Origin of the sequence: Streptomyces sp. NBC_01408 (genome assembly GCF_026340255.1) — a bacterium.
In the GTDB taxonomy this organism is placed as follows: Bacteria; Actinomycetota; Actinomycetes; order Streptomycetales; family Streptomycetaceae; genus Streptomyces.
The window spans coordinates 180,079-192,778 of the sequence record NZ_JAPEPJ010000001.1; the positions used below are offsets into that span (position 1 = coordinate 180,079).

Consider the following 12,700-nt stretch of genomic DNA (forward strand, 5'->3'; position numbering starts at 1 on the left):
GGGCAGCTCAGGGATCGGCCCGGGACGGAACCGCGGGAGACTCGTTATCCTCTTAACCCTTACGCGGGCGAAAGTCGTCCCGGCCTGGTAAGGGGCAGCAAGATGATCGAGGCAGTCGGACTGACGAAGCGCTTCGGCGTGAAGACCGCCGTCGACCAGTTGTCCTTCCAGGTCAGGCCGGGGCACGTCACCGGATTCCTGGGGCCCAACGGCTCCGGGAAATCCACCACCATGCGCATGATCGTCGGCCTCGACCGGCCCACGTCCGGTCATGTCACGATCAACGGCCGCCCCTTCCGGGAGCTGCCGAACGCCCAGCGGCACGTCGGGGCCCTGCTCGACGCCAAGGCCGTCCACGGCGGCCGCCGGGCCCGTACCCACCTCCTGTCCATCGCGCAGCTCTCCGGGATCCCGGAGCGGCGGGTGGACGAGGTGCTGGCCGTGGTCGGCCTCCAGGACGTCGCCCGCCAGCGCGCGAAGGGCTTCTCGCTCGGCATGGGGCAGCGGCTCGGCATCGCCACCGCCCTGCTCGGGGACCCGCAGGTGCTCCTGTTCGACGAGCCGGTCAACGGGCTCGACCCCGAGGGGATCCTCTGGGTCCGCAACCTCATGCGGCAGCTCGCCACCGAGGGCCGCACCGTCTTCGTCTCCTCGCACCTCATGAGCGAGATGGCCCTGACCGCCGACCACCTGATCGTGATCGGCCGGGGGCGGCTGCTGGCCGACATGGGCACCCAGGAGTTCATCACGCACAACTCGGCCGGATTCGCTCGGGTACGCGCGGCCGACACTGATCCGGATGGCCGGGACACGCTGGGTGCGACCCTGACCAAGGCGGGCGGCCGGGTCCTCCAGGAGCCCGACGGTGCACTGCGCGTGACCGGGCTGGAGCTGCCGCGCATCTCGGATCTCGCGCACGAGGCGGGCGTACGGCTGTGGGAGCTGTCACCCCACCGGGCCTCGCTGGAGGAGGCCTACATGCGGATGACCCAGTCCTCCGTCGAGTACACCTCCTCCGATGACCCGCGGGCCGAGCTGTGGGAGCCGGAGCCGCTGAGCGTCCCGGCGTGGGAGGAGGAGCCGCAGGCTCCCGAGGTCCCGCAGAGCGGCTTCTACGCGCCCCCGCCGCCCGGCGCGGGCGGGCAGCCCTTCCTGATGCCCAGCAGCCCCGGCGAGCTCGCCGGAGCCGCCCAGAACAACCCCGAGGACGCCCGATGACCGGCCCCACGCCCAGCGGCGCGACGACGACCGGCCCGGCGACGGCCGGCCCCGCACCGCTGCCCACGTCGCGGCCGTACCTGGGGCACGCCCTCGCCTCGGAGTGGACCAAGATGACCTCCGTGCGCTCCACGGTGTGGACGCTCGGCTCCCTCGTGGTGGTCGTCGTTGGGATCGGGCTGCTCGTCATCACGCAGACCGACGACGGCGCCTTCCGGGAGATCGCGTACACCTCGCCGGCCCTGTTCGGCCTGCTGGTCGGGCAGATCGCGGTGATAGTCCTCGGCGTCCTGACGATCACCTCCGAGCACGCCACCGGTCTGGTGCGGACCACCTTCACCGCCGCCCCGGAGCGGCACCGGGTGCTCACCGCCAAGTACGTCGTGTTCAGCCTCACCGCCCTCGTGGCCACCACCGGGTCCGTCGGCCTGGTCGGCACGGCCGCCGCGATCGTGCACGGCGGCCCGGGCGCGGGACCGCACGGGGTGTCCGAGTGGTTCGGCGCGCTGGCCGGCAGCCTCTACGTCACCCTCCTCGGGGTGCTCGCGCTCGCCGTCGGCGCGCTGCTGAGGCATTCGGCCGGGGCGATCGCTGTGATGCTGGGCCTCGTCACGCTCCCGCCGGTGATAGGCGCGATGCTCATCAGCTGGCGGGAGACCATGCCCATCGGCGAAACGATCATCACGTACAACGCGCCCGTGGCGATGATGCAGCTGTTCGGCATGCCGGGCGGCAGCGAGACCGGCGCGGCGCCCTCCGACTTCTCCCACCTGCTGCTGATCCTGCTGGTCACGGGCGGCGCGGTGGCCGCCTCGTACGCGACGGTCGGCCGCCGGGACGTCTAGACGCCCCTAGTACTTCGGCGCGTTACGGGACCGCTGCACCCGCGAGGTGCGGCGGTCCTTCGCGTTCCAGCAGGCCTTGTGCCAGTGGCGCCGGTCGTCCACGCCGCCGTACTCCGGCCAGGCCACCAGGTGCGGGGTGCCGGAGGGGATCTCCTGGTCGCAGCCGGGGCAGCGGTAGCGCTTGCCCTGCGCGCTGGCGCCGGCGACGTGCCGGACCTTCCAGTCCTCGCCCTGGTACTCCTCGGTGCGCTCCAGCCCGTACCGGTCCATGCCGCCCGGGCCGCTCCCCGAGCCGGCACCCGAGTCCGAACGGTCGGCTGGATTCCCGCCGCCCCTGGGGCGGTTGTGGCGCGGTGACACGTATACCTCACGGAGGGGCGGACGGCAGTGACTTTCTCCCAGACTACGCGCAGCGAGCCCGGGTAGCCGCAGGGTGTCCGACAGAAGCGGCCGCACCGGGGGGACTGGCCCGACAATCCCAATAACTTTCCTGTCAGGCCGTGCCTTTGGCACGTGTCAGACGTTGTTGCCAGTAAGACGTTAGTCGTAATGGATCAAGAAGCCGGTCCACCTGGGGGAGGCCGCGCCAGCCGCGAGGAGGCTAAAGGCGATGCGCGTAGGAGCGTTCATTCTGGCGGCCCAGTTCCCGGGTCAGGGACAGGGTGAGGCACTGCACAGGGCGGTACGGACCGCCGAGGTGGCCGAGGAGGCCGGGCTCGACTCGGTCTGGCTCGCCGAGCACCACTTCGTCCCGTACGGGGTCTGCCCGTCGGCGGTGACCCTGGCGGCCCTGATGCTCGGCCGGACCCGCCGGCTGCGGGTCGGCACGGCGGTGAGCGTGCTGCCGAACGTCCATCCGGTGGCCCTCGGGGAGCAGGCGGCGCTGCTGCACCTGACCTCGGGCGGCCGGTTCTCCCTCGGGGTGGGGCGCGGCGGCCCGTGGGTGGACCTGGAGGTGTTCGGCGGCGGCGCGGACGCGTACGAGAACGGCTTCCCGGAAGCCCTGGACCTGCTGCGGCGCTGGCTGACCGAAGCGCGGGTGGGTGCCTCCGGCGAGCGGTACGCCTTCCGCGAGGTGGCCGTCGTACCGCGGCCGTCGGAGGCGCTGGACGGGGACGGGACCGGTCCGGAGGTCATCGTGGCCTGCACGTCGCCGACGTCGGTACGACTGGCCGCGGAGCGGGGGCTGCCGATGCTGCTGGGCATGCACTGCGGGGACGAGGACAAGGCGGCGATGGTCGCACTGTGGCGGCGTACGGCGCTGGCGGCGGGCCACCCGCCGGAGCACGTGGCCGGAGCGGGGCACGTGTCGGCCGGGGTGTGCCAGCTGGCGGACCGCTCGGCGGACGCCCGCGAGGTGCTGCTGAAGGCGCTGCCGGGATGGCTGAAGCAGGGCCTGGACGCGCATGTGACGGTGGACGGCCGGGCGCGCGCGATGCGGGATCCGGTTGCGTACACGGAGCTCCTGTGCGAACTGCACCCGGTGGGCACCCCGAAGCGGGCGGCGGACCGGCTGGCGGCCACCTCCGAGCGCACCGGCATCACGCGGTTCGCGCTGCTGTCGGAGGGCTCCGGCGATCTCGCCGCGACGGAGGAGAACGTCCGGCGCCTCGGCGCCGAAGTCCTGCCCCGTCTCGGCTGAGAAGGGCTGCCGCCCCCGTCGCGGAGCGGCAGCGAAAGTACGAGAACTGCTAGCAGTCCCGCAGTTCGGGCGACTGGTTGAGCAGCTGGCCGCGGATCGAAGTGAACTTGGCCAGCCGGTCGTCCACCGAGGGATCCAGCGGGAACACCGCTACCCGGTGACAGTTCTGGAAGGCCAGGCGTACTCCGAAGTGCCGCTGCAGCGCACCGCGTATCGCGTCACTCGCGAGAGCGCGCAGCAACTGCCCGCGCGCCTGCTCGTCGGGCGGCGGCGTCTGGTTGTCGGCGAACTGTCCGCCGTCCACCTTCAGCTGGGCCACCAGCGAGCTGATCATCTCCCATGCGTAGGGCAGGGAGGTCCGGACGCAGTCGACGAAGGCGGCTTCGTCGACCTCGCCTCGCTCGGCCTGTTCGAGTAGGGCCGGTGAGACGTCGAGCGACATGGGTTCTCCTCTCGCGACCCCGGCTATTTGGGTTGCCGGAGTCTTACGGGCAGGGAAGGAGGCCGCGACGCAGCGTGCACGCTCGGCAACCTCCCGCTCACCACGGTAGGCGCCCCATGGGTGGCGCACCAGGAGAATGCGCATACAACGCGCCATCCGCGAACGGGGCTTTCAGGGGCGAATCGCGTGGAGGCCCGTCGGTCGAGTAGCGTTGCCGACCATGCGTCTCGTCATTGCCCGCTGCTCCGTCGACTACGCGGGCCGGCTCACCGCCCATCTGCCCTCGGCACCCCGTCTGATCCTCGTGAAGGCTGACGGCAGTGTCTCGATCCACGCGGACGACCGGGCGTACAAACCGCTCAACTGGATGTCCCCTCCGTGCACCCTCAAGGAGGGGACGGGTGACGACGCCGGTGTGTGGACGGTCGTCAACAAGGCGGGCGAGAAGCTCATCATCACGATGGAGGAAGTCCTCCACGACTCCTCCCACGAGCTGGGCACCGACCCGGGGCTCATCAAGGACGGCGTCGAGGCGCACCTCCAGGAGCTGCTCGCCGACCGCATCGACACGCTGGGCGAGGGCTACACCCTGATCCGGCGCGAGTACATGACGGCCATCGGCCCGGTGGACATCCTGTGCCGGGACTCCTCCGGTGCGACGGTGGCCGTGGAGATCAAGCGGCGCGGCGAGATCGACGGCGTCGAGCAGCTGACACGCTACCTGGAGCTCCTCAACCGCGACCCGCACCTGGCCCCGGTCCGGGGAATCTTCGCGGCGCAGGAGATCAAGCCGCAGGCCAAGGTGCTGGCCAACGACCGCGGGATGGACTGCGTGGTGCTGGACTACAACGCGCTGCGCGGCATCGAGGACGACAAGCTCCGCCTGTTCTGACCGACTGACCGTCCCCGCCCGGGCCGTGGCTTGTTCTGACCGGCCCCGCCCGGGCCCCGTCCTGACGGACGGGCCGTGCGGACGGGGCCCGGCGGTCACGTCGCGGAGGCCGAGACCGAGTTCGTGACGGGCGGCGCCGTGGGCGACGCCGCGGTCTCCGTGGGTACGGGCGACGGCGAATGCGACACGGTCGGGTCCGGGGAGGACTGCGTGGGCGTCGGCGAACCGGTCGGCGGCGTCGGGGACTTCGGCGGCGTCGGGGACGGGCGCTGCGACGGGGTACGGACCGGGGTCCGGCCGGGCGCCGGGGTGTTGTCGCTCTGCTCCGGCGAAGGGGCTTCCTCCGACTGCGGGGCGGACGCGGGCGGCTCCGGTGCAGGATCGTTCCCGCCGGTGCTCGGCACCACCTGAGGCAGCAGCGGCTTCGGGGTCGGGGACCCCGACGGCCCGTGCGAGGGCGCCGACGGGGCGTCCGGGGAGCCCATCGTCAGGCTCACCACCGTGCCCAGCGCCACCACCGTGAACACCCCGGCGGCGGCCAGCAGGGCGGGGCGGCGCCGGTCGGGCCGCCGCGCGGGTTCCGGTGCGGGCTCGGGGGCGGACTTCGGCGCCATCGGGAAGGCGTCCTCGAACACCTGCGACAGCGTCGTCGGGTTCACCGGGCGCCGTACGCCCGGCGCCTGCGACTCCAGGGGGGTCACGGACGTTACGGGGGTCACGGGCGTCAGGGGCGTCACAGGGGTCACGGACGTCACGGGCGTCACCGGCGCTACGGACGCCATGGGCGTCACCGACTTCACCGGGGTCACGGGCTTCACCGGCGTCACGGGCGCCACCCGGGTCACCGCCTCCGAAGCCGCCGAGGACAGCGGAGCCGTCACGGCCGCCGGGCCGGCCGGCTTCGCGGGACCCAGCGCACCCAGCGGAGTCGGCCGCGTCACGGCCTCCGGGGCGGCGGACGGCCCCACCGGCGGCTCCAGCCGCAGCGGCGGCGACACAGCCGCCCCGGCCGCGGCCGTCTCCCGGTCCGTGACCAGCGCCAGCGCCCGCCGGCCCGCCACGGTGCCCCGCTTGTCGGCGAGGGCACCCCGCAGCCCGATCGACGCCTCCAGCTCGGCCCGCGCCCGGTCCAGCCGGCCCTCGCACAGCGCGAGCACGCCGAGCTCGTGGTGGAAGTACGCCTGCTCCGCGACCTCGCCCGCCTTCCGGGCGGCCTCGGAACCCGCGCGCAGCACCCGCTCCCACGCCTCCCAGCGCAGCGAGGCCGCGAACGCCGGAGCGGCCGTACGGGCCAGCAGTACGGCAGCCACCACGTCGGCGCCGCCCAGCGCCGCGAGCACCGCGTCCGTCTCCACCGCGACCCGCTCCGGGGTCACCGAGGTGTGCCCGGTCCACCAGGCGTAGTGCCGGGCGGCCGTACGGGCCTCCTCCGGCGCGGTCTCCCCGTACCCGGCCTCCTCCAGCTGCCGGGCCACGCCCGCGGCCAGCCGGTAGCGCGCGCCGACCGGGGTGAGCAGCCCGCAGCCCAGCAGTTCCGCCACCGCCGTGTCCGCGTGGGTGTCCCCCACCAGCGCGGGCAGGTGCGCGTGGTGCGGCATCTCCCCGCCCAGCGCGCACGCGATGCGCAGGGCCGCGCGCGCCGACTCGCTGACGCGCGAGGCCAGCAGTTCGGCGGGGGCCGCGCCTTCGGCCAGCGTCGGCAGCGGTACCTGGGCCGTGTCGCGCGGGCGTTCCTCGAAGACTCCGGGCTCTTCCTCGTCGTCGTCCTCGGCGGCGTGGTTGAGCTCGTCCCGCTGCCGCAGCAGTGCGGCGGCCTGTACGAAGCGCAGCGGCAGCCCCTCGGAGGCGAACCGCAGGTCGCTCGCCCAGGCGCTCTCCAGGTCCGTCAGGGGCCGTCCGAGGCCGGCCTCCAGCAGTTCCAGGCAGTCGGCCTTGCCGAGCCCGCCGAGGAAGACCTCCTCCAGGTGCGAGTCGTCGGAGGGGGACTTGATGTCGGGGGTCGCGGCCAGCAGGTAGGCGCACTCGGGGGTGGCGCGCAGCAGTTCGTCGAGGGCGGTGCCGCCGATCTCCAGGTCGTCGAGGAGGACGACGGCGCCGATGTCGCGGACGCGGGCGAGGAGGTCGATCCGGTCCGGCCGCACCTCCGTGGCCTCGTACACGGTCGCGTACAGCGCGTACAGCAGCTCCAGGGGCTGCTGGTAGCCGCGCCCGGAGAGCCGTACGACGCCGTCGGGCGCGAGGCCCGCGCAGGCGTCGGCCACGGTGTCGAGCAGGGCGGTGCGGCCCGATCCGGCGGGTCCCGTCAGCCGTACGGACCGGCCCCGGCCCAGCAGCCGTACGAGCCGCTCCTTCTCCTCCGCGCGCTCCAGCAGCGGCGTGGCGGGCAGGTGCGGGCCGGGCAGTACGGGCGGCCGTGCGGCCTCGTCCCGGGCCCTGCGGGCGGCCGCGTCGCGCTTGGCGGGGCGGCCGGTTTCGGCGCCGGGGCGGTGCGGTTCTATCTCACTGCCGTCGACCGGGTTGACGGTGAGGGTGTACTCCCCGGCGGTCAGGGTGACGATCCGCGCGGGCGTTCCGGGCGTTCCGGGCGTTCCGGACATGCCAGGCGCTCCGGGCGGGCCGGAGGGCTGCTCCTGCGGATCGGCCTGCTTCTCTGTTCGGTCCATGACCAAGTCCCCCGATCGCGGGCCGTGCGCCTCGCCGTCGTACCGCCCGGCCTTCGCACGCCGCTCTCGTACTGGTCCGGTTTTCCGCCCGAACCCTAGACCGTGGCCGCGCGCACCGGTACCGCAGGGGTGCCATCACCACCGGACCGTTACGTTTCCGCAGGAAACCGGAACACAGTATTCACACCCGGGGCAGGGACTCGGCTTCCAGTCCGCCCTCGATCGCGAGGATCCGGTGCAGGCGGGTGGCGACGAGCAGCCGCTGCATCTGCGGCGGCACTCCGCGCAGGACGAGGCGCCGCCCGGTCCGGCCGGCCCTGCGGTGCGCGCCCATGATCACGCCGAGTCCGGTGGCGTCCCAGGAGTCGAGCCCGGTGAGGTCGAGCACGAGATCGCCGTGGCCGTCGTCGAGGGCGGTGTGCAAGGCCGTACGGGCGTCCGCCGCGCTGCGCACGTCGAGACGACCCCCGACAGCGAGTTCGGCGTGGTCGCCCCTGATGTGCATGTGTACTCCCGGCGGTACTGCGTACGTATGGTCCGACTGGTCCCTGATCGGCAACTCTCACTGCAACTGACTGCCGCGAGGGCGGCGAAGTTGCCGACCGTGAGCGAACCGATACCTAATTCACCCCGAAGGGTGAAGGCACTCGAACAGTGGTGCTCAGCGTCCCGGACTCAGTGCTTGTAGAAGCCCTGGCCGCTCTTGCGGCCGATGTCCCCGGCGTCCACCATCCGGCGCATGAGCTCCGGCGGCGCGAACTTCTCGTCCTGGGACTCGGTGTAGATGTTGCTGGTGGCGTGCAGCAGGATGTCGACGCCGGTGAGGTCGGCGGTGGCCAGCGGCCCCATGGCGTGGCCGAATCCCAGCTTGCAGGCGATGTCGATGTCCTCGGCGGAGGCCACGCCCGACTCGTACAGCTTGGCGGCTTCGACGACCAGGGCGGAGATCAGACGGGTCGTCACGAAGCCGGCGACGTCGCGGTTGACGACGATGCAGGTCTTGCCGACGGACTCGGCGAAGGCGCGCGTGGTGGCGAGGGTCTCGTCGCTCGTCTTGTAGCCGCGCACGAGCTCGCACAGCTGCATCATCGGGACGGGCGAGAAGAAGTGCGCGCCCACGACCCGCTCCGGACGCTCCGTCACGGCCGCGATCTTGGTGATCGGGATGGCGGAGGTGTTGGAGGCCAGGATCGCGTCCTCGCGGACGATCTTGTCGAGGGCCCGGAAGATCTCGTGCTTGATCTCGATCTTCTCGAAGGCGGCCTCGACCACGATGTCGACGTCGGCGACGGCTTCGAGGTCGGTGGTCGTGGTGATGCGGGCCAGCGCCGCCTCGGCGTCCTCGGCCGTCAGCTTGCCCTTGGAGACGAACTTGTCGTACGAGGCCTTGATCCCGTCCGTGCCGCGCGTCAGCGCGGCGTCGGTGACGTCGCGCAGGACGACGTCCCAGCCCGCCTGAGCGGAGACCTGAGCGATCCCGGACCCCATCAAGCCGGCACCGATGACGGCAAGCTTCCCAGCCACTGCACACCCCTCGTTCTTGAAAAGACCCGGTCCTCGAAAAGGCCCAGCCGTGAAACGGCCCGGTCTCGTAGCCACTCCGGCGGAGACTAGCGCCCGGCCGGTGCGGTGTGACCGTGAAGTAACACGCGTCACGTCTCAGATGACGGACATCACACCGGTACGGCCCAGCAGTGGGGCGGATACCCGCAGTTGGCCCGGACTACCCTGGCGGCATGGTGAACCTCACGCGTATCTACACCCGGACCGGCGACAAGGGCACGACCGCGCTCGGCGACATGAGCCGCACGGCCAAGACCGACCTGCGGATCTCCGCGTACGCCGACGCCAACGAGGCCAACGCGGCGATCGGGACGGCGCTCGCGCTCGGCAAGCTGGCGCCGGAGGTGGCGAAGGTCCTGGTCAGGGTGCAGAACGACCTGTTCGACGTCGGCGCCGACCTGTGCACTCCGGTGATCGAGGATCCCAAGTACCCGCCGCTGCGCGTGGAGCAGTTCTACGTGGACAAGCTGGAGGCCGACTGCGACGCCTTCAACGAGCAGCTGGAGAAGCTGCGCAGCTTCATCCTCCCCGGCGGCACCCCCGGCGCGGCCCTGCTCCACCAGGCCTGCACGGTGGTCCGGCGCGCCGAGCGCTCTACGTGGGCGGCGCTGGAGGTGCACGGCGAGGTGATGAACCCGCTGACGGCGACCTACCTCAACCGCCTCTCCGACCTCCTGTTCATCCTGGCCCGGGTGGCGAACAAGGAGGTCGGGGACGTGCTGTGGGTACCGGGCGGCGAGCGCTAGCGCTCCGTCTTCGCGAGCGCGGGCCGCTCCTCGGCGCCCGCCGGGGCCTTCTTCGGCCACACCGTGTAGGCGACGGCGACCAGGGCGTGGATGCCCACCGCCCGCAGGGCGCCGAACTGCCACGCCTTGAGCGAGCTGACGTCGCCGGCGTCGCCCACGTACCAGATCGCGGTCTGGAGCAGCCCGAGGGCGACGGCGGCGGCGATGACGGTCCGGATCCACAGCTTCCACTCGTGGACGGCCCGCGCCTTCCCGTATCCGGCGCCGGCCGGCTTGGGTCCGCCGGCCAGCCGGTGCGCGGCGTGGCCGTCGAGCCACTTGATCGTGTAGTGGCCGTAGGCGACGGTGTAGCCGATGTACAGGGCGGCGAGGCCGTGCTTCCAGTCCGGCTCGGCGCCGTTCTTGAGGTCCAGCGTGGTGACCACCAGCAGGACCAGCTCCATCAGCGGCTCGCACAGCAGGACCGCCGCGCCCACCCTCGGCATCTTCGCCAGGTAGCGCAGGGCCAGGCCGAGGGCCAGGAGCACCCAGAAGCCGACCTCACAGGCGATGATCAGTGCGACGATCACGGGACTCTCCGTTCCGCTCGGGTGTGACACGTACTCCCAGACTCCCGGCCGGCCGGGCCCGATGCGTCGTCACCACTGACGACCTACGGCTGCATCCTTCGATGTACTGCCAACTCGGCCTCTCCGCCGAGGCCGGCGCCCCGCGCACCCTGTTGGATGGGACCGTGACCACGAAGAGCCTGCGCCCCCACCGCCACGACGTCATCCTCGCCGTGGTCGGCCTCCTCGCGGGCCTGGTGATGTGGTCGCTCGGCATCTACAGCAGCTCGAACCGGCACCTCCTGCCCGAATGGGCCGCCCTGGTCCCCCTCGCGGTCCTCAGCGCGATGGAGCTGCTGCGCCGCTCCATGCCGTCGGTGGCCCTGGCCGTCGGGACCGTCGGCGTGATCGCCAACGAGTTCACGGTCGGCAGCCTCACCACCGTCCTGATCTTCACCGACCTGATGTACGCGGCCGTCGTCTACGGGGGGCCCGCCATGGCCCGGCGGCTCCCGGTCAGCACCGGTTTGATCACCGTGGCCGTCACCATCGGTTTCCTGGCCTGGCTGCGCACCCCGGAAGCCCTGCTGATCGGCGTGGTCACCGGCCTCGTCAGTTTCGCCCCGGCCCTGACCGGAGCCACACTGCGCAACCACCGCGAGGCCGCCGTGGCCGCCCAGCTGCGTGCCGAGCAGACCGCGCTGCTGGCGGAAATGGACCGGAGCCAGGCGGTCGCCGCCGAGCGCGCCCGGATGGCCCGGGAGCTGCACGACATGGTGGCCAACCACCTCTCCGCGATCGCCATCCACTCCACCGCCGCGCTCTCCATCGACCGGGCCGACACCAGCCGTGACGCCCTCGGGGTGATCCGGGAGAACAGCGTCCAGGGCCTGGCGGAGATGCGCCGGCTGATCGGGCTGCTGCGGGACGCCGGGGCGGAGCAGGAGGCCGTGGCCATGCCCTCGCTCGACGGCGTGGAGGCCCTGCTCGGCCGGGCCCGCACCAACGGTTCGGCGAGCGGGCTGGACTTCGTACTCCACGAAGACCGGCCACCCGGGGAACGGGTACCGGCCCCGGTGGAGCTGGCGGCGTACCGGATCGTCCAGGAGTCGCTGACCAATGCGCTCAAGCACGCGGCCCCGGGCACGGTCACGGTCCGCGTGGCCCGGGCGGACGGGCAGCTGACCGTGGCGGTGGAGTCTCCGTACGGGGAACGCCCCGGCCCGCGGGCCCCCGGCTCCGGCGCCGGGCTGATCGGTATGCGGGAACGGGTGGAGCTGCTGGGCGGGAAGTTCTCGGCGGGCCGGACCGGCGAGCTGTGGCAGGTGCGGGCGACGCTGCCCGCCGACGAGAAGGCGGTGGAGGCATGAGCATCCGGGTGGTGGTGGCGGACGACCAGAGCGCGGTAAGGGCCGGGCTGGTGCTGATCCTGCGCAGCGCGGGCGACATCGAGGTGGCGGGCGAGGCCGCGGACGGGGAGGAGGCGGTGCGTCTGGCCCGGGAACTGCGGCCGGATCTGGTCCTGATGGACGTGCAGATGCCGAGGCTGGACGGGGTCTCCGCGACCCGCCAGGTGGTCTCGGAGGGGCTGGCCGACGTGCTGGTGCTGACCACCTTCGACCTCGACGAGTACGTCTTCGGGGCGCTGCGGGCGGGAGCGGCGGGCTTCCTGCTGAAGAACGCGGACGCGGCGGAGCTGATCGAGGCGGTACGGACCGTCGCGCGCGGGGAGGGGCTGATCGCCCCGGCGGTGACCAGGCGGCTGATCGCCGAGTTCGCGTCGCCTCAGGTGCGGCGGCCGCAGACCCCGCCCGCGACGGCCGCCGCGGTGGACTCGCTGACGCGGCGGGAGCGGGAGGTGTTCGGGTGTCTGGGCGAGGGGCTCTCGAACGCGGAGATCGCCGTACGGCTGGAGATGGCGGAGGCGACGGTGAAGACCCACGTCAGCAGGCTGCTGGGAAAGCTGGAGCTGCGCAGCCGGGTCCAAGCGGCGGTACTGGCCCAGGAGTTGGAGATCCGGGGGCCTCAGTAGAGACTCACTCGCGCCGCTTTCCCCATGAGGTCTGGACCTCTTGACGCTTGGTCCAGACCTTTCTACGCTCACCGCAACACTGTGGTGAGCGTGCCATGACAAAGCGTGC

General features: G+C 72.2%; 13 protein-coding genes. 7 read left to right on the forward strand and 6 right to left on the reverse strand.

The window, feature by feature from the left end:
• Positions 1–102: 102 nt before the first annotated feature.
• Complete coding sequence (locus OG447_RS00760; protein ID WP_266934225.1) at positions 103–1,218, forward strand: ABC transporter ATP-binding protein; 1,116 nt, start codon at positions 103–105, stop codon at positions 1,216–1,218.
• Positions 1,215–2,063: an ABC transporter permease gene (locus OG447_RS00765; RefSeq protein WP_266934226.1), complete on the forward strand. Its 849-nt coding sequence runs from the start codon at positions 1,215–1,217 to the stop codon at positions 2,061–2,063. Before OG447_RS00760 ends, OG447_RS00765 begins: the two co-directional genes overlap by 4 nt.
• Positions 2,064–2,069: 6 nt before the next feature.
• Here OG447_RS00765 and OG447_RS00770 read toward each other — a convergent pair whose 3' ends face one another.
• Complete coding sequence (locus OG447_RS00770) at positions 2,070–2,423, reverse strand: ATP/GTP-binding protein (protein ID WP_266934227.1); 354 nt, start codon at positions 2,421–2,423, stop codon at positions 2,070–2,072.
• 250 nt (positions 2,424–2,673) lie between these two features.
• On the opposite strand from OG447_RS00770, the gene OG447_RS00775 reads away from it, so the two are divergent.
• Complete coding sequence (locus tag OG447_RS00775; RefSeq protein ID WP_266934228.1) at positions 2,674–3,705, forward strand: LLM class flavin-dependent oxidoreductase; 1,032 nt, start codon at positions 2,674–2,676, stop codon at positions 3,703–3,705.
• A gap of 49 nt (positions 3,706–3,754) precedes the next feature.
• On the opposite strand, the gene OG447_RS00780 is transcribed toward OG447_RS00775, so the two are convergent.
• The gene (locus OG447_RS00780) at positions 3,755–4,147 is read right to left on the reverse strand and encodes an SCO5389 family protein (protein ID WP_030660337.1); all 393 of its coding nucleotides are present in this window, start codon (positions 4,145–4,147) and stop codon (positions 3,755–3,757) included.
• A 220-nt stretch (positions 4,148–4,367) separates the two neighbouring features.
• Between OG447_RS00780 and nucS the strand changes: the two genes are divergently transcribed.
• Positions 4,368–5,039, forward strand: a complete 672-nt coding sequence (nucS, locus tag OG447_RS00785) for an endonuclease NucS (RefSeq protein ID WP_266934229.1) — start codon at positions 4,368–4,370, stop codon at positions 5,037–5,039.
• A gap of 95 nt (positions 5,040–5,134) precedes the next feature.
• On the opposite strand, the gene OG447_RS00790 is transcribed toward nucS, so the two are convergent.
• The 3 genes from OG447_RS00790 to OG447_RS00800 all read right to left on the reverse strand — a co-directional run bounded on the left by OG447_RS00790 (position 5,135) and on the right by OG447_RS00800 (position 9,226).
• A complete protein-coding gene (locus OG447_RS00790) occupies positions 5,135–7,702 on the reverse strand; it encodes an ATP-binding protein (RefSeq protein ID WP_266934230.1) in 2,568 nt (855 codons plus the stop codon).
• Positions 7,703–7,883: 181 nt separating this feature from the next.
• Positions 7,884–8,207 carry an STAS domain-containing protein gene (locus OG447_RS00795; protein ID WP_030153791.1) on the reverse strand — a complete coding sequence of 108 codons (324 nt, stop codon included), beginning with the start codon at positions 8,205–8,207 and terminating at the stop codon, positions 7,884–7,886.
• A 170-nt stretch (positions 8,208–8,377) separates the two neighbouring features.
• Positions 8,378–9,226 carry a 3-hydroxyacyl-CoA dehydrogenase family protein gene (locus OG447_RS00800; protein ID WP_266934231.1) on the reverse strand — a complete coding sequence of 283 codons (849 nt, stop codon included), beginning with the start codon at positions 9,224–9,226 and terminating at the stop codon, positions 8,378–8,380.
• Between the two features lie 212 nt (positions 9,227–9,438).
• On the opposite strand from OG447_RS00800, the gene OG447_RS00805 reads away from it, so the two are divergent.
• Positions 9,439–10,011: a cob(I)yrinic acid a,c-diamide adenosyltransferase gene (locus OG447_RS00805; RefSeq protein WP_266934232.1), complete on the forward strand. Its 573-nt coding sequence runs from the start codon at positions 9,439–9,441 to the stop codon at positions 10,009–10,011.
• Here the strand turns inward: OG447_RS00805 and OG447_RS00810 are convergent.
• Complete coding sequence (locus OG447_RS00810; protein ID WP_266934233.1) at positions 10,008–10,580, reverse strand: hypothetical protein; 573 nt, start codon at positions 10,578–10,580, stop codon at positions 10,008–10,010. The two genes, OG447_RS00805 and OG447_RS00810, sit on opposite strands and share 4 nt — an antisense overlap.
• 152 nt (positions 10,581–10,732) lie before the next feature.
• Between OG447_RS00810 and OG447_RS00815 the strand changes: the two genes are divergently transcribed.
• Both OG447_RS00815 and OG447_RS00820 read left to right on the forward strand, forming a co-directional pair.
• Positions 10,733–11,929: a sensor histidine kinase gene (locus OG447_RS00815; protein ID WP_266938692.1), complete on the forward strand. Its 1,197-nt coding sequence runs from the start codon at positions 10,733–10,735 to the stop codon at positions 11,927–11,929.
• Positions 11,926–12,591 (forward strand): response regulator transcription factor, encoded by a 666-nt coding sequence (locus OG447_RS00820; RefSeq protein WP_266934234.1) that lies wholly within the window; start codon positions 11,926–11,928, stop codon positions 12,589–12,591. The genes OG447_RS00815 and OG447_RS00820 overlap by 4 nt, the downstream gene beginning before the upstream one ends.
• Positions 12,592–12,700 lie beyond the last annotated feature (109 nt).

Bases quoted from the DNA above. Each gene is read 5' to 3' on its own strand.
- OG447_RS00760 (WP_266934225.1), top strand. From the start codon at position 103: ATGATCGAGGCAGTCGGACTGACGAAGCGCTTCGGCGTGAAGACCGCC.
- OG447_RS00790 (WP_266934230.1), bottom strand. From the start codon at position 7,702: ATGGACCGAACAGAGAAGCAGGCCGATCCGCAGGAGCAGCCCTCCGGC.
- OG447_RS00795 (WP_030153791.1), bottom strand. From the start codon at position 8,207: ATGCACATCAGGGGCGACCACGCCGAACTCGCTGTCGGGGGTCGTCTC.
- nucS (WP_266934229.1), top strand. From the start codon at position 4,368: ATGCGTCTCGTCATTGCCCGCTGCTCCGTCGACTACGCGGGCCGGCTC.
- OG447_RS00780 (WP_030660337.1), bottom strand. From the start codon at position 4,147: ATGTCGCTCGACGTCTCACCGGCCCTACTCGAACAGGCCGAGCGAGGC.
- OG447_RS00805 (WP_266934232.1), top strand. From the start codon at position 9,439: ATGGTGAACCTCACGCGTATCTACACCCGGACCGGCGACAAGGGCACG.
- OG447_RS00765 (WP_266934226.1), top strand. From the start codon at position 1,215: ATGACCGGCCCCACGCCCAGCGGCGCGACGACGACCGGCCCGGCGACG.
- OG447_RS00775 (WP_266934228.1), top strand. From the start codon at position 2,674: ATGCGCGTAGGAGCGTTCATTCTGGCGGCCCAGTTCCCGGGTCAGGGA.
- OG447_RS00820 (WP_266934234.1), top strand. From the start codon at position 11,926: ATGAGCATCCGGGTGGTGGTGGCGGACGACCAGAGCGCGGTAAGGGCC.